The sequence below is a fragment of the Paenibacillus sp. S150 genome (genome assembly GCF_019352175.1).
Classification (GTDB): domain Bacteria; phylum Bacillota; class Bacilli; order Paenibacillales; family Paenibacillaceae; genus Paenibacillus_AQ.
The window spans coordinates 87,152-110,619 of the sequence record NZ_JACBYI010000019.1; the positions used below are offsets into that span (position 1 = coordinate 87,152).

The window sequence follows — 23,468 nt, forward strand, 5'->3', positions numbered from 1 at the left end:
GCACCTCACCGTTTATTCTATTTAAGTACAGCTTCGGGTTCCGGCGTCCGCTTGAGAAGCCCGGCGGCACTCTCGGCCGTCAGCTTGGCCTGCTTGATGCAGTCCGGCATGCCGATGCCGTCGTAGCCGGCGCCAAAGGCGTATACCCCGGGCAGCTTCCGGCCGAGCTCGCTGCGCAGTCCGGCAATCCTGGCAGGATGCCCCACCGGATATTGCGGCATGGAGTGCTTCAGCCGGGTAATTTCCGTAAATATCGGCCTTACGGCAATTCCCATGATCTCCTTCAGATCCTTAAGCACCAGCTCAGTCAGCGCTTCATCCGGCAGCTCAACATTTTGTTCATCGCCCGAGCGTCCGACATAGCAGCGCAGGAGCACGCGGTCATCGGGACTGGTGTGCAGCCATTTCGTGGAGGTCCAGGTGCAGGCGGTAATATTGCGCCCTTCCTTGCGCGGAACAAGGAAGCCGGACCCGTCATATTCGGTCACTATATCCTTCTTCGCAAAGGCCATCACCACATTCGCAACCGATACATAGTTGACATCGTCCAGCGGGGACACATCCGCATGGGGCCGAAGCAGGCCCGCTGCGGCAAAATTCTGCACGGTGACATAGACATCATCCGCCGGCAGGCGCTCCCCGTTGTCCAGCACCACTTCATAGCGGGGGGAACCGCCTGATTCCGGAGCCGGGGAAGCAAGGTCCGCCCCACCCCGGATATTTATCGCCGCCGCTCCCGTTCCGGTCCGCTGCTCCACATCATGCAGCTCGTGAATGAGGGCATGGACAATGCTCTGGAGGCCCTTGCGGAAGGTGAGAAAGGCGCTTTTTTGGGTGCCGGTATGCGTTTCGGCCGGCTTCCGTCCCAGCGTCATCCCGCGGATCAGACTGCCGTACCGCCGCTCCGCTTCGCCGAACTGCGGAAAGGTCGCCTGGAGGCTGATCTTGCGCATGTCTCCGGCATAAATACCCGCCAGCAGCGGCTCCGTCATATTCTCCAGCACCTCCGTACCAAGGCGCCGTTCGATCAGCTCACCGAGCGATTCATCCTCTGTGCTGCGCCGGGGAGGGATGATATAATCCAGCATCGCCCGCATCTTGCCGCCAAAGGTGACAAGGCCGCTCTTCAGGAACGGCTTCAGCTCTGTGGGAATGCCCAGCACCAGACCGGCCGGCATGGGATGCAGCTTGCCCCGCTGCAGTATGTACGTCTTCTTCGCATTCGGATTGGTGGTCACCAGCTCATGATCAATTTCCAGTTCCTGCGCCAGCTCGCTCATTACCGTCTTGCGGGCCAGGAACGAGTCGGGCCCCTTCTCAATCACAAAACCGTCGCGGTGCAGCGTTTCAATCTTGCCTCCGAGGCATTTGTCCTTCTCAACCAGAATGATATCCGGCTGTATACCGGCTTCCCTGTAATATTTGCGGGCATAAAAAGCGGCGCTGAGGCCGCTGAGGCCTCCGCCGATAATCACTACTTTGCGGGCCGTGCCGGTCATGACTGTCCCACCTTGAACTGACCGGCCGCAGTGCGCACCACATCGCTGAGCACGGACATATAGGCCGGGTCACTGTTAAGCGAATCAATCCGCATCAGCCGCATATCCAGCTCGGAGGCCAGTGCCTGCGCTTCAATATCCAGGTCATACAGCACCTCCAAATGGTCGGACACGAAGCCGACCGGAGCAACCAGCACATACTTCACCTGCGCCTCGCTAAGGCCGCGGAGCGTTGCCAGAATGTCCGGTCCAAGCCATGGTTCGGCTGTGCGGCCGGCGCTCTGCCAGGTGAACTGCCAGGAGCTGACCCCGGCCTTCCCGGCGACGGCCTCGGAGGTTGCCAGCAGCTGATCACGGTACGGATCACCCATGGACAGAATGCGTTCAGGCAGGCTGTGCGCACTGAACAATACCCGGACCTCGTCACGCACTGCACCGGTTTCCTCAAACAGGTCCAGCTTCGCCGACACTCTGCGGCTGAGCGCATCGATCAGCACCGGATGAAGATGATAGCTCTCGACGAAGGCCATATTGATTCCGCAGGCTTCAGCCTTTTCCCGGGCACGCTTGATATAGGTGCCGACACTCATAGCCGAATAATGCGGGGCAAGCACAATACCCACAGCCTGGGTGATGCCGTCCTTCACCATAGCTTCCACACCGTCTTCAATAAAAGGGCTGGCGTGCTTGAGTCCCTGGTAGCAGACGTACTCCGCCTCTTCGCCGGCAGAACCGCTGTTCAGTGCGGCCTGCAGTCCCTCCACCTGGCGGTCCGTGTTCTCACGGAGCGGAAAAACCCCGCCGACTATGGCCTCATAGCGGTCCTTCAGTTCCTTCAGCTGCTCTGCGGAAGGCGCATGGCCCCGGCGGATATGCGTGTAATAAGCCTCCACTCCCTCCAGACTTTCCGGAGTGCCGTACGACATAACGAGTACACCGATTTTTGTAGTCACGTATTTCATCCCTTTCTGCGGATAATGGACAACGAATGAATTGTAATCAGCAACGCGGCCGGCCCGCTTCCTTCAGCGCCTCACGGGAATAATCATGGATATATTCCGTCAGCTCCCTTAGCGTGTCCAGAGAGGCCTCGGGAAATAATCCGTGCCCCAAATTAAAAATGTAGCCCGGCTCACGGATGCCTTCGTCAATAAGGGACTTGGCCCGTTCCTTCAGCAGCTCCATTGGAGCGGTCAGCAGATAAGGGTCCAGATTGCCCTGCACCGCAAAGCCTCCGCCGGTACGCCGTCTGCCTTCAGCAAGGCTGACGCGCCAGTCCAGCCCGATCACATCGGCTTCAAGCTTCGTCAGGCTTGGCAGCAGCTCTCCAGAGCTGACACCGGGAAAATAGATCTTAGGCACATCAAGATCCGCAAGCCCGGCAAAAATACGGGAAATGGTCGGCAGCACATATTGCTCGAAATCCCGCGGAGCGAGCGCCCCGACCCAGCTGTCGAACAGCTGGAAGGCTTTGCCTCCGCTCGCAGCATGAGCGCGCAAATAGGCAATCACCATATCGCCGAGCTTATCCATCAGCTTAAACCATACCCCGGGCTGGCTGTACATCAGCTCCTTGGTGCGGTGATAGCTCTTGGAGGGCCTGCCTTCAATCAGATAGCTGGCAATGGTAAAGGGGGCTCCTGCGAACGTAATCAGCGGCACCTCCAGCTCCTTGTCCAGAATGGCAATGGTCTTCAGAATGTGGCCGAGGTCGCCCTCCACATCAATGGGCTTCAGCCGGTCCACATCGGCCGCGCTGCGGATCGGATTCTCTATGACGGGACCGATGTTCTTGACGATGTCGAACTTCACCCCGAGGGAAGCAACCGGATTCATAATGTCGGAGTACAGAATGGCCGCATCCACACCCAGCTTGCGCACAGGCATCATGGTGACCTCTGCCGCAAGCTCCGGCTGCCCGCAGATCTCCAGCAGCGAGTAGTTTTCCTTGATTTTACGGTATTCGGGATCGTACCGGCCGGCCTGCCGCATGTACCATACGGGAATGTGCTCCGTGTCTTGCTTCCTGCAGGCGCGGATAAAAGTGTCGTTGTAGGTCATGATAAGATCTCCATTAGTTTTTGTTTGATAGAATATCAGGTAAACGCTTATCCTTTATTATGCTCTTTTTAAAAGTTCGGAACAACCGCCGCATCCCCAAGGGAATGACAATCCCATGACATTACCATGATAAGTATTGCATCGGCCTTCTTAAAAACTATGGTATACTGATAGAATGTCTTTTTTCGAGAACTCTTGACCCTTGAATCCCCAGAAAGGAAGTGGAAGCACTTTGAAGAATTGGGAGACGTGGAAAGTCAACCTCATCGTGCTTTGGTTCGGCCAATTTCTGGTCAATGCCGGAATGACCATGATCACCCCATTCCTGACCTTGTATCTGGCCAAAGACCTGGGCGTGCAGGGCAATGCGCTCGGTTTATGGGCCGGACTTATTTTTGCCGCAAATTTCATGACCTCGTTCCTGTTCCAGCCCTTGTGGGGCAAGCTGGCCGACAAATACGGACGCAAAATTATGCTGCTGCGCTCCAGCTTCGGCATGGCCATTGTCATCGTGCTGATGGGCTTCGCCCAGACCCCTATGCAGCTGCTGCTGCTCCGGCTGCTCAACGGCACCATTTCCGGCTTCAATCCGGCTTCCATTGCGCTTGTCTCGGGCAATACGCCGAAAGCCCGCATGGGCTTTGCCATGGGGCTGATGCAATCCGGCTCCGTAGCCGGAACCATACTCGGCCCGCTGATTGGCGGGGCTATGGCCGACTGGATCGGGTACCGCCCGATCTTTTATATTGTGGGTGCGCTGCTGTTCGCCGCCTCCCTGCTGGCCCTGTTTCTCGTCAAAGAAAAATTCGACCGTGCCGAAGCTGCGCAGGTGCCGCAGGTTTCCGTGCTTGCGGGCTTCAAGGAGCTGGCCAAGGTCCCGCAGCTGCCTGCATTGTTCGGTGTAACCTTCCTGCTGCAGTTTGCCATGATCGCCCCGATGACCCTGCTCCCGCTCTATGTGGAGAAGCTGAACGGCACCGCTGTGGACATCGCTTTTTGGGCCGGGGTGGTCAGCGCCGTTACCGGCATCTCCAACATGCTTGCCTCGCCCCTGCTTGGCAAGATGAGCGACAAGGTCGGCGCTCACCGGATTCTTACCTATGCGCTGATCGGCGCTGCGCTGTTTATCATTCCGCAAGCCTTCGTGACAACCACCTGGCAGCTGATTATCGTCCGTTTTCTGATGGGTGTCTTCATGGGCGGCCTGCTGCCGAGCGTCAATGCCCTGATCCGCTCCTATACGCCGGACGGCAAAGAGAGCCGGGCCTTCGGCTTCAACAGCAGCATGCTGGCTCTCGGCAACATGCTTGGCGCGGTCATCGGCGGTTTTTTATCCGGCTACATCGGCATCGAAGGCCTGTTCCTCATTTCCGGCGGCTTCCTCCTGGTCAATACAGTCTGGGTGCGGCTGAAGCTGTATAAAGGGGCCGCCCCGCGGTTATTCCGCTGATACGCAGGTGCACGGCTCACTTCACAACGGCCAGCGCCAGGCCGTCGTAGGCGGGAAGCAGCGTGCTTGTCAGCCGCCCGTCACCGGCAATCATCTCATTGAAGCGGCGCATGGCCTGTACAGCGGGTCCATTCTTCCCGGCATTCAGCGTGCGTCCGCGCAGAAAAATATTATCTCCGGCGATAATTGCACCAGGCACTGCGAGCCGTATGGCATACTCCAGATAATTCGGATAGTTCTCTTTATCGGCATCAATAAAGAAGAAATCGAAGGTTCTTCCCTCCGCCTCCAGCAGCTTCAGGCTGTCCAGCGCGGGACCGAGCCTGTATTCCACTGCTCCGCCGAATTCGGCCTCTTCCAGGTGCCGCCCGGCCAGCTCGGCATAGTCGGTCTTCAGCTCAAGCGATGTCAGCCGCCCTCCGGAGCTGAGGCCCCGGCAGAGGCAGATGCCGCTGTAGCCGCCGAGAGCGCCGATCTCCAGGATGCGGGTGGAGCCTGACATCGCCACCAGCATCGTCAGCAGCCGTCCATACCCTGGCGCAATGGATACCTCGGGCATGCCGCTGTCCTTTATCGTCCGCTTAACCTTCAGCAGCAGCTCGTCTTCTGTATATAGCTGTTCACTGTATTCTTCCTGATTGGGCATCGGTATTCTCCTTATTTTGGTTTGTACTGTTTACTTGATCCTCATGCGGTACATATGCGGCAGGGCGGGCATTGTGCTGCGCCCCCCATTCCCCTATACTTGATAGGCAAGCCGCATATGGAATCCGTGAAGCACTGCTTCACCTATTGTAAAGGCTGTGTGTATTTATCTACAAGTTAAACGGAGTTGAGCGCATTTGGGCAAATTACAATTGATCGCCACCGCCCCCATGGGGCTGGAGGCTGTCGTAGCACGTGAATTGAACGAACTGGGTTATGAGACTACTGTCGAGAACGGCCGTGTATTATTCAGCGGAGATTATATCGACATTTGCCGCTGCAATTTATGGCTGCGGACCTCTGACCGTATACTTGTGAAAATGGGCCAGTTCCCGGCCAGAACCTTCGATGAACTGTTTGAAGGCGTCAAGGCCATCGACTGGCAGGACTGGATTCCCGAGAATGGAGAGTTCCCCGTAGAGGGACGGTCGCATAAATCCCAGCTTACCAGCGTACCCGCCTCCCAGGGAATTGTCAAGAAAGCCATCGTCGAAAAGCTGAAGCTTTCGTACCGGACCGAATGGTTCCCGGAGAACGGTCCCCGTTATCTGGTGGAAGTGATTCTGTTGAATGATACCGCACTCATCACACTGGACACCACCGGCCCCGCGCTGCATAAACGCGGCTACCGCCGGCAGGCTACGGAAGCGCCGCTGAAGGAAACGATGGCCGCCGCACTGATCCAGCTCAGCCGCTGGAACGGCCACCGGCCGCTGTACGATCCGTGCTGCGGCTCCGGTACGCTGCTGATCGAAGCGGCGATGATCGCCTGGAACATCGCGCCCGGTCTGCGGCGCTCGTTCCCGTCCGAGCATTGGCCGGAGATTCCGCAGCGCCTCTGGGAAGAAGCACGCGAGGAAGCCTTCGACGCCGTGCGCGACGACTACCCGCTGCAGCTGACCGGCAGCGACATTGATCCGGCGGCGATTGAAATCGCCGAAGCCGCTGCCAAGAGCGCCGGCCTTGCCGGGGAGATTACCTTCAAAGCTCTCGCTGCCGCCAAGGCCAGACCGGAGGGCGAATACGGCTGCATTATTACCAATCCGCCTTACGGCGAGCGGATCAGCAACGACAAGGAAGTCGGGCGGCTGACCCGCCAGTTAGGCGAAATGATGCTGTATCTGCCGACCTGGTCCTTTTTCGCCATCAGCCCGCACAAAGAATTCGAGCAGCTCTACGGACGCAAGGCGGACAAGCGGCGCAAGCTCTACAACGGACGGATCGAGTGCCAGTATTATCAATACCTGGGTCCCCTCCCGCCGCGCAATAAGGAATAAAGCCGGCCCAGCGGCTGGGTATATTCGCTGAAAAGAAACGGACATCCCCCTTACCGGGAAATGTCCGTTTCTTTTGTTCCGTGGGTTCCGTGAGTTCAGTCTTAAACGGCACTAACTGTAAAAGATACACTAGCGTTGCATAAAACATAAACTAAATTCCAAAAAGCAGGTCCAATAAATACGGAAAAACCTCTTACATGCATGCATTTATCTTCTTATGCCAGGTTTTTTGCAGCGTTATATTATTTAAACCTGATAGTCAAAAATGTTCTATTCCAGTTGCTTGCAGCGATTCGAAAAATTTCAAGTTCAACTTGTAGAATATATTTACACTGGCGTTGCAGTTGCCCCTCAGATGGCAAACGTAGACGGCAGAGCTTAAGCGCCTGCCCTCTAGAACAAAAACTTGTCCGGATCGGTGCCAATGCGTTCACCGGCATCCAATCCGCTGATTGCAGCCAGCTCTTCCGGCGACAGCTCGAAATCAAAGATTTCGCTGTTTTCCTTAATTCTCGACGGGGTGACCGATTTCGGAATAACCACAATACCGTTCTGCAGCCCCCACCGCAAAATGACCTGGGAAACCGATTTGCCGTGTTGTTGTGCAATGCCTTGCAGCAGCCCGTTGTCCTGAAGTCTGCCCTTCATCAGCGGCGCCCAGGCCTCAATCTGAATCTGGCGGGCGGCGCAGTAGTCATGCAGCTCCTTCTGGATAAAACGCGGATGCAGCTCCACCTGATTCACGGCAGGCACCGTTTCACTGTCCTTGCGCAATTCTTCCAGATGGTGAATCTGGAAATTGCTTACTCCTATAGCCCGCACGCGCCCCTCGGCATACAGCCGTTCCAGTGCGCGCCAGGTGGCCTTATATTTGTCAGTGCCCGGCCAGTGGATCAAATACAGATCAATGACATCCAGCCCCAGCTTCCTGCTGCTGGTTTCGAATGCCCGCAGAGTCTCATCGTAGCCCTGATCCGAATTCCATACCTTTGTCGTTACGAACAGGCTGTCCCGGGCAATGCCGCTTGCGGCAATCGAGCGCCCCACCTCTGTTTCATTGCCGTATACCGCTGCGGTATCAATACTCCGGTAACCCAGCTCCAGCGCAACTGTTACAGCCTTGGCGACCTCTTCGCCCTCTGCTTTGTAGGTGCCCAGTCCAAACCGGGGCATGGCAATCCCGTTATTCAGAATCGTTCCATCGGCAATATGCTTCATTTCGCTTCATTACCTCCTATGTATCTATCTGATTTTGAGAACATTGCCATTATATCATGTGCCTCTGGGCAAACCCAAACCGCCAGGCCGCCAAGCGGAAACGGCTTCGCGTCCTTTTTAAGCGCGGTATCCGTTTCAGCGGGAAACAGAAGGACAACGGACAGCGGGGAGCAGGTACTTTCTTAGTTTTCGAAAAAAGCAAATAACCCCCGCGCCTCTTTCGCGGAGGTATTGCTGTCAACAGCTGTTCCTATCCCTTGGCGACGGGCTGTTTCACAAAAGCCTGGGCTTTGGCGATTACCTCATCCTCAGTCGGGGCGCTGATATACCGCCCATTGATATAGACAAACGGCCGTTTGCCGCAAGGCCCGCAATAGGAGATGCATCCGGTCTTGATCTCGGCGTCGGGCGCCATCTTGAGCAGCTTGGGGAGGATGCTTTTCATCTTAATATGATTGCATTCGTCGCAAATGCGTATATCGTTAGCCATGGAGCAACCCTTCTTTATGTCCGTAAAATACGGGCGAGCAATTAGTGATCGCCATGATTTCCTTTAGACGGATTAGTGATGACAAAGCCTTCTTCCGGGAAGTACAGATAGTCAATCTTCACACCGTCCAGCAGCGGCTGGTTCGGGTCAAGGATCACATCAATATCTTTATCTGTAGATACAACGACATCATTCTCTTTGGGCGTGTCCAGGTCAAGGCCGTAATGGGCATGATCGCCGTGGGCGTGTGTAATGGCTACACGCAGCTTCAGCTCGCTGTTGCCTTCAAGCTCCATCGTTTTCTTTATCACTTTAGCCGCATTGCGGGTAATTTTGACGTTCATCCTCATCCATCTCCCAGACATCTATAGTTTAAATACTCAATAATTTATTTTAAGGAAATCAGCCTGTAAAAGCAACTATATTGGTGAAATAGATCAGGAAGAAGCGCCAAAGCTTCTCTGAACCCTCATTTTCCGGCCTTAAGAGCCGGGTATTTGCGGTCCATCCGCGAGACGAACCAGCCCATCAGCAGCATGGTCACCCCGATATCGTCTATCGGCAGAAACGGCATGAAATCGGGCAGCACCCAGTACAGCAGCACCGGCACCGTGAACAGCAGCTTGTCCGCCACAGCCACATCCCGCGAAATAACATATTGCCAGGAGCCACGGAAAATATGGGACCATCGCTTCAATGAAAGCAGTTTTCTCAGTTTCATGACAGTCCTCCTAAGAATGTACCTCAAACCAAGAAAACGCCTTTATATCAAATTGCGGCTGCGTCATACACCGTTTTATTTACCTTCACTTCCGCCTGCTCCTTAAGCGCTGCGAGCCAGAGATCATACCGTTCATCCTCCAGCAACCGCTCCAACTGCTCCCGAACCTCGTCAAAAGAAGCGGAGCCGCTTTGCCCCGGCATGCGTTTGGCGTATTCTTCCCGCAGCAGCTTCTCCGCAAACGGTCCATCGCGCCCGGCCAGCCACCGCTTCAGATCATTTGCAGTAACAGATGCAAGGTAGCGGTAATAGACCTGTTCGCTGTATTCCCGCGGCCCGTATACCACCCCGCCTTCGGCCAGCCGCCGGCTGCGCTGCCTGTTTTCGGCTTTCCAAGCCGCGAGAAAGGCATCATAGCCGACAGGGCAGTCCAGCCCGGCCTCCTGCGCCGCCAATTCCCGGACCCTGTTCTCCACAAGCTCATCCAGTGTCATCCGCTTCAGCCTCTGCAGCGGAATTTCACCGCCGCAGGGGCTGGTCCAGAAGCCTGCCGCTCCCGTATCGCAGCCATAGGCCTGCTGGTAGTAAGAGAGCGCTGCTGACCGCTGGCCGGGCATCCGGGCCAGGAATTCCTTCAGCGTTACGGGTATTCCGTTCACACTCGCCACTGACGCGGCGCCTGAATCCCCTTGAGCCCCCCATCCTTCAGCCTGTGCAGGTTCAGTCGGGCTGTCTCCCAGAAAGGTATGGCCTCCAAAGACAAAGAGTATGACAACAGCTGCAACGGATATTATGGCGGTACAGGCCTGTATTCGGTTTAGCCGCTGCAGCATCTCATATTCCTCCTGTTTGCCGATAATAACCGCCTTCTGCCGAAGGGCTGCCGGAACATCTTTTCACTTCATTCAGTAACCTTGACATCATCGGCCAGCGCGGCGCTTGAATGCATCCGGAGGCCGATTTTGCCTCCGGCCGGCTGCGTCCCCGCATCGGTCCACTGGAGCACTTGAACGCCGCCGGCATAGGCTGTAATTGTGTTGCCGCTGATTGTCACCTTCAACTGAACCCACTGGCCGGGCGTTACGGTCGTATTCGCACTGCCGACCAGCGTCAGGGTGCCGGCGGTTTTTTTGTACAATTCCGCCTTGTCCCCCGCATCATTCAATCTGAACATATAATAGTTGGAGGCATCCGCATAGCGGAACAGCAGTCCGGCGTTGCCCGAAGCCGTCAGCAGCTTGAGCCTTGCGGAATAAGTGTAGCTGCTCCAGGAGGCATCCCCCGCATAAGCCAGGGCTTCACCTGCCGTAGAGCTCTGGGACAACACCTTCGAGCCGTCGTCCGTCACACTCCAGGCGCCGCCGGAGGTTGTCCAGCCGCTGAAGCTGCTATCCTCGAAATCCTCCAGATACAGCGTGGCCGGCTGTGGAACCGCACCTTGATACTCGAATGCTCCAATGTCCGGAGCGCCGCTATTCAGCGGGTTGCCGAAGAAGTCCTTGCCTCCGCTGTCCGCAACGGCTGTTCCGGCATTGATCAGCGGAGAGGAAGCCGCAAGCTTGTAGCCGTCTGCCGCAGTCCGGCCTGCCGCCGTGCCGGGGCTGACGAACCCGGGATTGCCGATTATTGCGTAGGGATCATTCGGAACGCTTGAGTTGAGTCCGTAGAAGCTGTTGTGGGAATAGGTCATTCTGGGGCTGTTGGTATACTGGCCGCCCGCTCCGTTATAGAAAATATTATTCGTATAGTAAGCCATCCCCGTATTGCTGGCATGGGTAAGCGCCCGGTTCTGGGTTCCCGAACGGTAGAAAACATTGTTGTAGACATACAGATTTCCTCCGCCGCTGGTTAAATGGAATGCCCCGTTGCCGTCCAGGTCGTTCTGGCTGATGTTGTAGCGGAAGATATTGTTATCCGTATTGTTCATGACCAGAAGCGTGCCGCCCTCGTTGTTATGGCTGTAATTGTACTGATATATGCTGTCGCGCACCTCGACGTCGAAATCCCAGGGCTGGCCGTCCCCTTCAAGCTTGCGGGTATCAAACGCCTCATTGTACTGGAACACGGCACCGGTTGTATAATACGCCCACTGGGCCGCGACCACGGCAATCGAATCCAGGTAGCTCACAACCGCCGTATTCACATCGCAGGCTTCGCCTATTGCGCTCGTCGTATTGTATTCGATCAGCGGGGATACGCCTGCTCTGACCAGAATGCCGTCACGGTGTATCTTCTCCACATAATTGCCGCGGATCACCACATTGCGGAACGCATCGAATTTATGCAGCCAGGCGCTGTTCGAAAAAGCGTCGGTCATCGTCTGGATGCCCGTATCGGCCACGTTTATAACGGTGTTGTTCTCGATCAGGATATCATCCCAGGTGCTCTCCGCCGCCGTATTGGTGCCTCTGGCATGAAAATTGATGCCGCCGGTTCTGCGGTCGGTGCCGAAGACATCGTGGATATCCAGATTCTTGATATAAATGTGCCGGAAGCTGCCCGCACCCGTTCCTTCCCCGACAACCAGAACGCCGTTTCTTCTCATATCCGTAGGCTGCTCGCCGCTGGTAATCTCCAGGTTATTGATTTCCCAGTACGAAACATTGCGAAGCCGGACCCCAAAGCCTTCGCCGCCAACAGAGGTATTGCCGAAATGAATCAGCGGCTTCGCCCCTGTGCCGTAACGATCCACAGTAATGGGATTCCCTTCCGATCCGGAGCCATGCACATCCAGATACTCATTGCTCCACACGCCTCCCGCTTTCAGCAAAATGCGGTCACCGGGGCTGAAGGTGACCGTATTCACCTTCGCCAGCGTCTTCCAGGCCGCTCCTTCACTCGTGCCAGGGGAACTGTCGCTGCCAAGGGCGGAATCAACGTAATAAGTGGTTCCCGCGGCCTCTGCAACAGGACCCGCAGCCGCGGCAATCAGGCTGAACAGCAGGAATCCGATGATCCCCAGCAAAGTCATTCTATGCAGTCTTACTTTTCTTTTCATAACCGGTCACTCCCCAATATTATTAATTAAAGCGTTTACATTAAATTCTGCCGCCGGCCCCGCCTGATAGCCGGAGCGGAGCGTTGTATGCGGCGATGCCGACATGATGATTTTTTTCATTCGTCAGGCTCTCCGCCTTCCGTTCGCTGCGCTTTATACCCGCTGGGACTTTTGCCGCTGTATTTCTTGAATACCTTGGAAAAATAAGCACGGTCGGAGAAGCCGAGGGTGTAAGCCACATTCTCCACCGTTTCGTTCGGGCGTCCCAGCATGGTGATTGCCATATTCATTTTGTACTGGTTGACGTAATCGGTGAAATTGACGCCGGCCAGCTTTTTGAAATATCTGGAGAAATAGCTGGCATTCAGGTGCAGATGCTCCGCCATATCGATCGAAGTCACCATCCGGTCGACATGCTCCTCCAGGAAGCTGTCCACCGCCTGCAGCCGGAGGTCCTTCTCCTCGGCGACGACCGGCGCAAGCGTGTGCTGCCTCCACAGATTCCGCAGCTCCCGCTTGGTCAAACGGGCTGCCTCATCGATATGGACCGTCTGCTCCAGCTGGGTGAAGAATTCCTCCTCTGCCTGTGCGCCCGCTTCAAAGGCCATCTGGCGGACAAAATGGCCGCAGATTTCCTTCACGAGACGCGGCAGCAGCTTATCCTCAGAAACCTGGTGAATCCATTGATTGACAGCCAGATCAATCCAGGCGGCATTGTATTCCTCCAGCGCCAGAGACAGCATGCTCCGCGCCTTATCCCCCTTCCATTCCGTTGTCTGCCGGAAAGCGGAACGGGATTCCAGCGCGGCAACCGGCACCGCAGCATGATAGAAATTGGCATCGCGGGATTCCGCAAGCGCCCGGTACAAAGCGTCAAACTGCCGGACTGATGCCGCAGCCCCGGAATAGAAGCCCCGCACAGTGATCTTCAGATACTGCTCCGCTTTTTGGCGTACGGATTCCATGAAATCAGCCAGCCCATGCTCCGGATGCTCCGGGCCTGCAACATTCCAGACCAGAAAAATATCGGCGTCTTTGGTCATAATCGGTGTAATGGAGCCTTGTCCGGCGGACAATTCCAGCGCAATGTTATTTACGGCAAAGTGAATCAGCGGCAGATCCTTGTAACGGTAACGCTCGGTTGCCGAAGCGGCATCGATATGCAGAAACCCCTGACGGAAATAGGGCAGCTTCCAGAAAATCCCCAAACGCTCTCCAAAAAGCAAGGTATTCTCCCGATCCTCCGCACCGGACAGCAGCTGTTTCAGAAAGCTCTGCTTCAGCACTTCCTTATTGCGCTCAATCGCCTGCCGGAACGAGTACCTCTCCAGCAATTCCTCATGGCTGCGGAAACGGCTGATTGCCTTGCTCAGAGTGGCCTTCAGCTGTTCAGGGGACAGCTCATCCTTAATGAGATAGTCATCGGCCTCCAGCTGGATGGCCCGCTTGGAATAATGGAAATCCTCAAAGCAGGTCAAAAAGACAAGGCGCACCTCCGGCTTCGTAATGCGGAACGCCTCCGCCAGCTCCAGCCCGTCCATGCCCGGCAATCCAATATCGATGATTACGAGGTCCGGCAATGCCGTATGGAACCGCTCCAAAGCCTCCTCGCTGCCTGAAGCTGTAGCCACGAGCTGAAGCTCCAGCCCAAGCGGCCCCAGTAAATACTCCACGTACTCCAGCATAGGGACATCATCATCTATCAGCATCAGGGTCATCATGGGGAACTGCCTCCTTGTCATTCGTCACCGGGATGTGCAGCGTAAAAGTCATGCCGCCGCCAGCACGCGCCTCCGCTGTCAGACGCGCCCTGTAGCCGTACAGCACCTGCAGCCGGCGTGCCGTGTTAATCAGTCCTACTCCCTTTTCGGGCCACAGCGTCTCATCCTCCGTCCCGAGCAGCCTGCGGTTCAGGCGCTGAAGCTTGTCCTCCGGCATGCCCCGGCCATTATCGCTGATTCTGATCACCAGCAGATTGCTGTCAAAAGACGCCTCCAGCAAAATGGACGGAGCTGCGGGACGGGAGGAGAAGCCGTGGCTGATCGCGTTCTCCACAACGGGCTGCAGCAGAAGTCTTGGCAGCATGACCGCATCGGTGCCTTTGTCAAGCACACACTCAAATTGAATGTCCAGCCGGTTGCGGATTTGCATCACCTGCACGTAGCTCCCCAGCACCTTGCACTCCTCAGCCAGATCGAGCGGTTTGTCGACATGAATATATACCCGGAGCAGCTTCATCAGCGCATCGATCATCGAGCCGTGGACCTGGTCTCCCCCAAGCAGCAGATCAACTTTAATCGAATTCAGCGTATTCAGCAGAAAATGCGGCCTGATCTGTGCAGCCAACGCCTGAAGCTCCAGCAGCCCCTTCTCTTCCTGTTCGCTTTCCACCTGGTGCAGCAGCCCGTTGATATCGTCCAGCATCTGGTTGAATGCGGCGGAGAGAACCGCTACCTCGTCTTTGCCTTTTACCGGAATCCTGACATCCCGCTTTCCTCCGACGTACTGCTTGACGCTTGCGCGAAGCAGGCTGATCGGTTTATTGACATGCCCTGCCCAGAGCATGGAAAGAATCAAAAAGGCCAGAAAAAACAATCCAACCACTGAAAGCGATACCAAAAATTCCCGGTTGATATGACTTTCAATGAAACGGCGCGGCGTCTGGCCGGAAAGCACCCAGCCTGCCGTGGGAATGGAGACCTTGCTCACCAGCATGCCGCCCGCAGCCGAAGCTTCATTCCCGCCCTTAAGGGCAATAATCTCACCTGTACGGTCGGTCAGCGAAAAGACGATATCAGGATTGCCGGTGTCCAGCAGACTGTGAAAATAAGCTTTGGGAATCCCGATGAACAGCGTCGCCAGCTTCTCATGATTGCGCGGGTCGATAATAAAACGGGAGGCATAATAATATTCCGGGGCAAATTGGGCTTCGCCGGACGGAAACCACTGCAGTGCCGTCGTTTCATTCTCGTCAAGCCTGCCGCTTTCCCTCAGAAACTGCTCCGTAAGCGCCGAGAAGACAGGTGCCGATCCATCGCCCATGATAATTTTCTGCTCACGGTTGACGATTATCATCTTCAGATTGGCATCCATGGACTGCACCGCCAAAATATCCGCCATGGACTTCAGCCGGGAATAATGGGCATAGGTTTCGAAATCGGCAAAGCTTTCGGCATCTTTCAGATACCGGAAGCTTTGCAAAATATCAGGATTGTAGCTTTGCGCGAAGTAGACCGAAGCAAAGGAGATGCTGTCAATGGTCTTGCCGATCTGATTCGCAATGACAGTAAGCGTCTCCTCATTGGAGCGGGCAAGCTTATCGCTTACATTTTGCTTCACAGAAGAATACGACCAGAAGGTTACCGCGATAAAAGGCAGCAGAATAAGAATTAAGAACGAAAACTGCAGTTTGCGGTGAAAAGAAAATCGGCTTAGCCATTCCATGAGGAGATCATCCTTGTCTTTTAGATTCCATGATTACTCCTGCATTATAATCCCTTGCCGCCGCAAATTGCCTGGCATTATTTGCTACTTGTTAGCCTCGACGACTTTTTTCACTTCCTCCGTCATCCCGGCCTTCACTTCATCAAAGCTCAGGTTATCAAGCATATAGCTGGAGAAGCCGTTTTCGACAATTGTTTTCAGCTCGGAGCCGTAAGGCACGCTGAAGGCATCCGGCATTTTGTTGCGCGGATCAAAGAGCGTATTTGCCAAGGATTCGGTATCAATCAGATCCCCGTTTTCCTTGAAGAATTCGTTAATCAGCGCAGCGCCGTCGGCACCTTTGTAGGCAGGGATTTCTTGCGTATAACTGGAAGCCTCTTTCGACATCCATCTTACGAAATCGTACGCCGCTTGCTTATGCTCCGATTTCGCACCGATCGCCATGCCGCCGCCGGCAATATTGGTCATGCCCATTTCACTCGAATCCACAGAACGGGGTACCGGTGCATAGACCATTTGAAAGTCGTGCGGGAATTTCTCCAGATTCAGACCGGCTCTTACCGCATAGCTTGGCACGGCCAGCATACTTGCGTTCCCGGCAAAGAATTGCTGCAGCACATGGTAATTTGAAGCCAGCACATCCGCATACGGTTCCACGCTTTTGTCTTCCTGTTCCATCACCCGGCGAAGTTCGAAGAAATACTTGAAGGACGGATCATCGAAGATCGGGTTCAGCTCGGCATCGAGCTGCGGATTCGAACGTTCGGTATACGCGATGATGTTGGCGTATTCGCCCCAGGTGTGGAAGTAGGTTCCGTAATGTCCGTCCATCGTCAGCTTTTTGGCATATTCGCGGAAGTCATCCCAAGTCCAGCCCATCTCAGGGAGCTGCAGACCCGCCTTCTCCAGATGCTCGCGATTAAATATTGTGAACCATTGGGTCGAGCTGACCAGGAGGCCGTAGATATTGCCGTCCAGCTTGATCAGCTTGCTGTATTCATCTTCAGGCTTCAAATTTTCCTGCTCAAAAAACGAGTTAAGCGGTTCCACGACTCCGCGCGAAGCACGTTCGAGCAGTTCTTCTTCGTTACCGGTCGCGAATACGTCGACCACTTCGCCGCTCCCGATCAGAATGTCCAGCTTCTTCATAAAATCCGTGCTGTCGCTGTTCTGCACAAGGGAGACATACTCCACTTCCACCTTGTCCTGAGACTCATTGTACGCCTGAACGGCCTGATAGATCGGTTCATCCGGCTTGCTCGCCTTGAAGGTATAGAATTTGATCTTCTCCTTGCCTGCGGGCTGCTCCGTCTGCTCGGCGGCTGCCGGCGCGTTCGTCGCAGCTGCATTGTTGCCGTTGTTGCTTCCGCATGCGGTAATGGAGAGGATCATTAACAGACAGATCAGCAATAATGATGTTTTCTTCAAAATCAATTCCCCCTTGTAATAGTTGCTGCAGGCTCATTATACTATCACATCTCCGCCCTTACCGTGTACAGAATTGCGGTAAAGGCGTAGATATTTTTGACATTGGCCTGAGCCTGGCCCGGCGCCGGCCAAATGCGCTCAGCCCTTGACCCCGCCGATGGAGATCCCCTCAATGACCTGCTTCTGCAGTGCCAGGAACAGCACCAGCAGAGGGATGACAGCCGCGACGGCGGCCATCATCATGACCGAAATGCGCGTGCCGAATTCTTCCTGGAAGAACTGCATGCCGAGCGGAATTGTATACAGCTTCGTCGAGTTCAGCATGATCAGCGGGCCCTGGTAGTCGTTCCAGGTCCAGATGAATTTAATAATCCCCACCGTTGCCAGAATCGGCCGGCTGAGCGGAAGCACGACGCTCCGGAAAATGCGGAAGAATCCGGCGCCGTCCAGCTCGGCCGCTTCCAGCAGATCGTTATGAATGCCTGCCATGAACTGCCGCAGCAGGAAGGCGAAATAGCTGGAGAACATGCCCATCAGAATCAGGGAGCCGTGGGAGTCGTACAGCCCGAGTTCCTTGATCATAATATAACGGGGCACAAGCGTCGCCTGCTCCGGGATCATCATGAACGCAAGCATCAGGCTGAACACAATCCCCTTGCCCTTGAAGTTCAGCTTGGACAAGGCGTAACCGGCCATCGAAGAGATAATGATGGTAGCCAGCGTTGAAATCAAGGCGATCTTGATCGAGTTCATGTAGAATAAGCCGAAGGAAACGTCGCCCATCCATACCGCTTTAAAATTGTTGGCCAGATTCCATTCCTTCGGAATCCATTGAATCGGAAATGTCCAGACATCCAGTTCCGTTTTTGCGGAGGCGGACAGCATCCAGATCAGCGGCAGCAGGAAAAAGACGGACAGCACGGCGAAGAGAACGGTCAAAATCAGATTGCTTGCCTTTATTTTTTTGAGTAACATCGCATGGGTTCCTTTCACTTGGGACTAATAATGAACTTTCCGGCTCTGCGTAATCCACGTAATAGAAGTTACAAGCATAATAATGAGGAACAGCACCCAGGACATCGCTGAGGCATACCCCATTTTAAAGCGCTCGAACCCTGCCTCATAAATCTGATACACAATAACCGTACTGGAATAGTTGGGACCGCCGTTCGTCAGGAACTTGATCATGTCAAACACTTTGAAGGAAGAAATCGTGCTGGTAATCGCCAGGAAAAAGGTAGTCGGCCCAAGGAGCGGCACGGTAATCCGCCGAAACTGCTGCATGCCGGTGGCTCCGTCGATCGTCGCAGCTTCATACAGTTCTTCCGGGATATTCGTCATTCCCGCCAGAAAAATAATCATCTGGTAGCCAAGGATCTGCCAAATATAAATGACCATAATCGCAATCAGCGAAAAGCTTGTGTCGACCAGCCAACGCGGCGGCTCAGACATTCCGAGCTGCATCAGCATCTGGTTCAGCGGACCTTTGGAAGGGTGGTAAAGCGCCTGCCACACCGCCGCAATCGCTACCGTCGAACAAATATAAGGAATAAAGAACGCCACTTTAAAGAACGTCTTGCCGTACAGCTTCTTATGAATCAAAGCGGAAAGGATGATGCCCAGCACCATGGTCAGCGGCACTGTGCCAACCGTAAACAGCACATTATTTTTCAGCGCCAGTATAAAATGATTATCCTTAAACAGATTAACGAAGTTGTCCAGCCCGATAAAATGGATGGCCGACAGTCCGCCGACCAGATTCCATTCCGTCAAGCTCAGAAAAAGGCTGAACAGCAGCGGGAACACGGAAAGGATAATCATGCCGATTACCTCAGGCGCGATAAAAATCCACCCGGCCCATTGCTCCCGTCTTTTACGCGTCCAGTATATTTTCTTCGGTGATGAAACCGTCTTCTGCGCAATGGCTTGCTCACTACTCACCGGAAACCACCTCCACAGCCTCTGCTCCGATATCCGGCAGGTAGGCGCCTTCTTCCTTCAGCCGTTTGCGCAGAGCGGCAACGTCCACGGCGTGAACATCGTTGTCCGTCTGACCTGCAGCCAGCGCCGCCGCCAGTCCCGCCGCTTCCCCCATTGCCAGGCAAACCGGCATCACACGGACGCTTCCCAGCACCCGGCGGTCGCACGAAATGCTGCGCCCGGCCACCAGCACATTGCGCAGGCCCTTCGGCGTCAGGCAGCGGTATGGAATTCCGTGCGATTCGCCCGGACCATAGAGCGTTATGGACAGGCTGGAGCCTGCTCCGCTTTGCTGCTCCGTCTTCGTGCCGTGGATATCGAGGAAATAGCTGTTGCGGCAGATCTCATCCCTGAAGCTTTTACGTTCAATGTAATCCTCCGCCGTCAGCACGTAGTCGCCGATAATCCGCCGCGATTCGCGGGTTCCGATCAGCGTGCCCGTACTCATCACGAATGCGTTGCCGAAAGCGGCGGGCTGAACAGCCGCCAGCATGTCCCGGTACGCAGCCGCCATCTTGCGGCCCTGGATCATCGCGCTCGAAACGGTGAACGTATCCGTATTGTCCACGCCCCACAGATGCCCGGCATTGAAGCCTACGGCGCGCGGAGCGACCAGATTATTGCACAGGTGAGTGTCCGGAATTTCCGGATATGCCCCCGATTGAAATACTTCATGTATTGGGCTTGCCGGGTTGCCTGCGTACAAATTCTGCCCGTTCAAATAGGCGTAGTCATCGACATTGCCGAGAATGAAGCAATGCGTCGCCGGCTGCAGCTCGCCGGTTGCTTCATCCCCTTTCTGGTATTCCGCCCCCGCCCATGCGGCGACATCGCCGTCGCCGGTGCAATCGACATAGACCTTGGCCCGGAAGGCCTGCAGCCCGCCCTTGTTCAGCACAACAATCGCCGTGACATTGCCTTCCTCATCTCTTTCCACATCCGCCAGCGCTGTCAAAAACAAAACACTGGCACCCGCTTCCGTTACCAGGTCGTCATATACCCGCTTCAGCTTCTCGGGATCGATCGGAACCCAGTCCAGCTCATCCGCATTGACATGCGGCATCTGCTCTTTCAGTGTCTCGAACACTCTGGCCGCGAGTCCCCGGTAGATTATTTGCTGCTTGTCGGAGAAGGGGCACCAGGCGGGAACCAGACCCGAGGTCCCCATTCCGCCCAGGCTTCCGGTCGCTTCAATCAGCAGCGTGCGCGCGCCTTCCCGGGCCGCCGCAGCCGCTGCGGTACAACCCGCCGGACCGCCTCCTACCACGATAACATCGAAAGAGGAATTCAACGGTATTTCCTTGCTTCTCAACATAAAACTATTCATGTCAGCCTCTCTTTCCCGGCAGCCCAACCTTGCCTCACTCAACCTGCCGTTCTTCTATGAAACCTATTGTAGCAAGAGGCTTTTGGAATTACGGTATAGCCTTCCTACTCCTTAATGTGCATTATTTTGACCTGAAGGCGGGGAGACGGCCCTAAATGATTGGGAGCATTGCGAATAAAGCCGCTGCGGGTTCGGAGGGTTCTTGTGATCAGGCGATCGGGCAAGATAACCCCACAAAGCGGGGACTTGGCTTCGATGATGACTCAGGTACTTTGCGGGGACCCCAAAACATATAAATTCTTATCTTTCAAGTGGAAACGGCTAAGCCGTCCTTATAAGGAACGGGGGCGGGTTCAGCGAGAAATAGAAGGATCATTTAGTGTGCCAAGCGTATAAACTATATTCCAAAAAGGCCAACCGATATCCCGGTTGGCCTGAGACGGGGAGCAGCATACTGTCTTTCAGCAAAATCCAGTTGGCCCCATGTTACACTGCGGATCAAGGCTGCCGTTCATTGGCAGCAGCGAATTTCAAAGATGCGGGCATGATCCAGACCATTGGTGCCGTCGATATCAATCCGCAGCTTAACGACATGCTCAAGGTTCACCTGACGGGCGATTTGCCGCTGATAGTTGTCACGGATGCGTATCACTTGACGGATTGGAGCATCCGGCCCGGCAAAATAGGCCGTTACCCGGAAGTCTTTAACAGTCTCCGGCTGGGCTCCCCATTCCATCATTTGAAATACTTCCTCCGAATGGGTCAGGGTCAATCTGCGGTGCATGCCCGTATCGAACACGATTGCGAGCTCACGGACCGGCACCGGAGCAGTCCATTCCAGTTCAATCCATGGTGCCGGGTCACCCGGCTGCGACATCCAGCGGTGCGTTCCGGGAACGGCCAGCTCCGGTCTGGCGCCGCCCGGCCCGTGCATCGCACGTGTATAGCCATCCGTTAGATTGGCCGCAGGGCCGTCGGGCTGTTCCGAAGAAGACCGGACAATGGCGGATAACGCGTCCTTGGCAGGAGCGATGCCGGGCAAATAGGCGTCCTGCTCCAAGAGCCGGTGCTGAAATTGCCGAATGAGCTGTGTATCGGGCAATACTTCATCCAGCGTCCGGCCAGACCGGACGGCAAGCGCAGCCACAGTCCCCGCCCCCTGCCCCATGGCGGCGCATGTTCCCATTACCCGCGTGCTGGAGAAGGCGATATGCGTTGCCGAAATATTGCGTCCGGCGAACATCAGATTCTGCACATTGGCGCTGACCAGCGCCCTGAGCGGAATGCCGTATACATACCGGGAAAACGGCTGATGGGCGGAATTCAGGTCCTTGGCATCTATCCCTTGAGGCGGATGCGTGTCCATCGGCCAGCCTTCATACGCAATGACGTCCTCAAAGTGAGCCGCCTGGTCCAAGTCCGCCTGCGTCAGCAGATATTTCCCCACAAACCGGCGCGATTCCCTTTTTCCCGGAACAAATCCGAACCAGTCGAGCGCCCAGTTCTCCGATTCGGGATGGTTGCCGCTGTTCTTGATATGATCCCAGACGCCGAGCATAATCGCCAGCAGTTCATCGCGGATCGTCTCATTGTCCGCAAACGTGTCCAGCATACCGCCGAACTCGACCCACCAATAGCCGTACTCCCAGGTGCTATGGCTGCGGAATTTCAAATCCTCTTCGGAGAATTTCCGGGCCCACGGAGGCGGTATGAATCCCATAGGCCGGCCCATGTCGCGTGTAGTGAACAGCAGGGACGAGCCCTGCCGGTAGGGATCGGGATGCCCGCCCGCCAGCGTCTCTCCATGCTCGCTTGAAGCTTCCCGGCCGGTCTTTTACAGCGCTCCCGCCTCTTTGCCCAGCCGCCCGTCTCCGGTGCAATTCATATAGATCATTGCACTTATCCGAAAACGGTGCTCCGTGCTCTCGCGGACAGCCAGGACGGAGCCTATACGCCCCCCTCCATCTCCGCTTCAACCACTGCAGTATTCAGCAGCAATGTGACATTCGCTTCCGCTCTGCATTTCTCATACAGGATCAGATCGAACATGGAGGCGCTCCGCTGGGGATTCCGCACGGCGTTTTCCAGCAGGATTTCTTCAAGGATGCCGCCTTACCTTGCCTCTGTTTCAAGTTCTTTTCCCCGCTTCGAGTTGGCCGCCCCCACAATATGCATCCGTATTTCCGAAGAAGCATTGCCCCCAAGCACCGGCCGGTCTTGGCACAGAACAACCTTCGCTCCATTCCGGGCAGCCGCAAGCGCTGCCGACACCCCCGAGATTCCTCCCCCGGCCACCAAAATATCCGTTTCAATTCCTGCTATGTTGTATATATCCGTCTTCGTCTTCAACGTTATTGCCCCCTTTCTGCAATCAAAGCCCAGAGCACAATTCTCCTGTGAAGCCTATTGCAGCAAGAGAATTTATGAAGTACGGTATAGCTTTCATACGCCTTGATGTGCATTATTTTGACCCTTTATGCATCATCCTGAAACAAGCAGAAACGGCTTCGCCATCCTTATAAGGACGGTATCCGTTTCAGCGAGAAAGATAAGGCCAATTTATGGCGCGAGATATATAAATTCTTTTCTTTCAAGTGGAAACGGCTTCGCCGTCCTTAACCGGGCAGCGCAGCTGTTTGCATTTCAGGTGTAAGGCTGGCTGCTGGAGCCAGGCGGGAAGCCAAGTTATGATGAACGAAAGGCAGCCCCTGTTCGCACACCGTAGGTTAAAATGGAAGTGGAAACCATTTCAGAGCTACATGCGAAAGGAGCTGTTACTATGAAGAATACCATAAAATACGTCGGTTTGGATGTGTCTAAAGAAAAAATTGCGGTGGCAATCGCAGACGAGGGCCGAGAACCTGCCCGTT

The 23,468-nt window shown here is 55.2% G+C and carries 20 protein-coding genes; 2 read left to right on the plus strand and 18 right to left on the minus strand.

Features of this window, described 5'->3' with window-relative positions; translation table 11 throughout:
- Positions 1-17: 17 nt before the first annotated feature.
- Genes hemG through hemE form a run of 3 tightly spaced genes read right to left on the minus strand, consistent with a single transcriptional unit; the run spans position 18 to position 3,560 of the window.
- Positions 18-1,499, minus strand: coding sequence for a protoporphyrinogen oxidase (gene hemG, locus HYD27_RS17770; RefSeq protein WP_219217342.1), 1,482 nt, complete (start codon positions 1,497-1,499; stop codon positions 18-20).
- On the minus strand, positions 1,496-2,452 hold the full coding sequence (hemH, locus tag HYD27_RS17775; RefSeq protein WP_219217345.1) for a ferrochelatase: 957 nt from the start codon (positions 2,450-2,452) through the stop codon (positions 1,496-1,498). Before hemH ends, hemG begins: the two co-directional genes overlap by 4 nt.
- 46 nt (positions 2,453-2,498) lie before the next feature.
- A complete protein-coding gene (hemE, locus tag HYD27_RS17780) occupies positions 2,499-3,560 on the minus strand; it encodes a uroporphyrinogen decarboxylase (RefSeq protein ID WP_219217347.1) in 1,062 nt (353 codons plus the stop codon).
- A 232-nt stretch (positions 3,561-3,792) separates the two neighbouring features.
- Here hemE and HYD27_RS17785 point away from each other — a divergent pair, with 232 nt between their 5' ends.
- Complete coding sequence (locus tag HYD27_RS17785; RefSeq protein WP_219217350.1) at positions 3,793-5,010, plus strand: MFS transporter; 1,218 nt, start codon at positions 3,793-3,795, stop codon at positions 5,008-5,010.
- A 16-nt stretch (positions 5,011-5,026) separates the two neighbouring features.
- On the opposite strand, the gene HYD27_RS17790 is transcribed toward HYD27_RS17785, so the two are convergent.
- Positions 5,027-5,656, minus strand: coding sequence for an O-methyltransferase (locus HYD27_RS17790; protein ID WP_219217351.1), 630 nt, complete (start codon positions 5,654-5,656; stop codon positions 5,027-5,029).
- Positions 5,657-5,852: 196 nt separating this feature from the next.
- Here HYD27_RS17790 and HYD27_RS17795 point away from each other — a divergent pair, with 196 nt between their 5' ends.
- Positions 5,853-6,992, plus strand: a complete 1,140-nt coding sequence (locus tag HYD27_RS17795; protein WP_219217353.1) for a THUMP domain-containing class I SAM-dependent RNA methyltransferase — start codon at positions 5,853-5,855, stop codon at positions 6,990-6,992.
- Positions 6,993-7,385: 393 nt separating this feature from the next.
- Here HYD27_RS17795 and HYD27_RS17800 read toward each other — a convergent pair whose 3' ends face one another.
- The 14 genes from HYD27_RS17800 to HYD27_RS17870 all read right to left on the minus strand — a co-directional run bounded on the left by HYD27_RS17800 (position 7,386) and on the right by HYD27_RS17870 (position 22,947).
- Entirely contained in the window at positions 7,386-8,210 is an 825-nt protein-coding gene (locus HYD27_RS17800) for an aldo/keto reductase (RefSeq protein WP_219217355.1), read from the minus strand.
- 250 nt (positions 8,211-8,460) lie between these two features.
- The gene (locus HYD27_RS17805; RefSeq protein WP_219217357.1) at positions 8,461-8,700 is read right to left on the minus strand and encodes a YuzB family protein; all 240 of its coding nucleotides are present in this window, start codon (positions 8,698-8,700) and stop codon (positions 8,461-8,463) included.
- Positions 8,701-8,741: 41 nt separating this feature from the next.
- The gene (locus tag HYD27_RS17810) at positions 8,742-9,044 is read right to left on the minus strand and encodes a HesB/IscA family protein (protein WP_219217359.1); all 303 of its coding nucleotides are present in this window, start codon (positions 9,042-9,044) and stop codon (positions 8,742-8,744) included.
- Between the two features lie 125 nt (positions 9,045-9,169).
- Positions 9,170-9,421, minus strand: a complete 252-nt coding sequence (locus tag HYD27_RS17815; protein ID WP_219217361.1) for a hypothetical protein — start codon at positions 9,419-9,421, stop codon at positions 9,170-9,172.
- Positions 9,422-9,468: 47 nt separating this feature from the next.
- The gene (locus HYD27_RS17820; RefSeq protein WP_219217363.1) at positions 9,469-10,254 is read right to left on the minus strand and encodes a SurA N-terminal domain-containing protein; all 786 of its coding nucleotides are present in this window, start codon (positions 10,252-10,254) and stop codon (positions 9,469-9,471) included.
- 68 nt (positions 10,255-10,322) lie between these two features.
- The gene (locus tag HYD27_RS17825) at positions 10,323-12,419 is read right to left on the minus strand and encodes a 3-keto-alpha-glucoside-1,2-lyase-like domain-containing protein (protein WP_219217366.1); all 2,097 of its coding nucleotides are present in this window, start codon (positions 12,417-12,419) and stop codon (positions 10,323-10,325) included.
- A 116-nt stretch (positions 12,420-12,535) separates the two neighbouring features.
- The gene (locus HYD27_RS17830) at positions 12,536-14,140 is read right to left on the minus strand and encodes a response regulator transcription factor (protein WP_219217367.1); all 1,605 of its coding nucleotides are present in this window, start codon (positions 14,138-14,140) and stop codon (positions 12,536-12,538) included.
- Positions 14,115-15,863 (minus strand): sensor histidine kinase, encoded by a 1,749-nt coding sequence (locus HYD27_RS17835; protein ID WP_219217369.1) that lies wholly within the window; start codon positions 15,861-15,863, stop codon positions 14,115-14,117. The genes HYD27_RS17830 and HYD27_RS17835 overlap by 26 nt, the downstream gene beginning before the upstream one ends.
- 84 nt (positions 15,864-15,947) lie before the next feature.
- On the minus strand, positions 15,948-17,291 hold the full coding sequence (locus HYD27_RS17840; RefSeq protein WP_219217371.1) for an ABC transporter substrate-binding protein: 1,344 nt from the start codon (positions 17,289-17,291) through the stop codon (positions 15,948-15,950).
- Positions 17,292-17,429: 138 nt separating this feature from the next.
- Complete coding sequence (locus tag HYD27_RS17845) at positions 17,430-18,266, minus strand: carbohydrate ABC transporter permease (protein WP_219217372.1); 837 nt, start codon at positions 18,264-18,266, stop codon at positions 17,430-17,432.
- Between the two features lie 24 nt (positions 18,267-18,290).
- Complete coding sequence (locus HYD27_RS17850) at positions 18,291-19,232, minus strand: carbohydrate ABC transporter permease (RefSeq protein WP_309242087.1); 942 nt, start codon at positions 19,230-19,232, stop codon at positions 18,291-18,293.
- The gene (locus HYD27_RS17855) at positions 19,225-20,598 is read right to left on the minus strand and encodes an FAD-dependent oxidoreductase (protein ID WP_219217374.1); all 1,374 of its coding nucleotides are present in this window, start codon (positions 20,596-20,598) and stop codon (positions 19,225-19,227) included. The genes HYD27_RS17850 and HYD27_RS17855 overlap by 8 nt, the downstream gene beginning before the upstream one ends.
- Before the next feature lie 511 nt (positions 20,599-21,109).
- Positions 21,110-22,318, minus strand: coding sequence for an FAD-dependent oxidoreductase (locus tag HYD27_RS17860; RefSeq protein ID WP_219217376.1), 1,209 nt, complete (start codon positions 22,316-22,318; stop codon positions 21,110-21,112).
- Positions 22,319-22,710: 392 nt separating this feature from the next.
- Positions 22,711-22,947 carry an FAD-dependent oxidoreductase gene (locus HYD27_RS17870; protein WP_219217380.1) on the minus strand — a complete coding sequence of 79 codons (237 nt, stop codon included), beginning with the start codon at positions 22,945-22,947 and terminating at the stop codon, positions 22,711-22,713.
- Positions 22,948-23,468 lie beyond the last annotated feature (521 nt).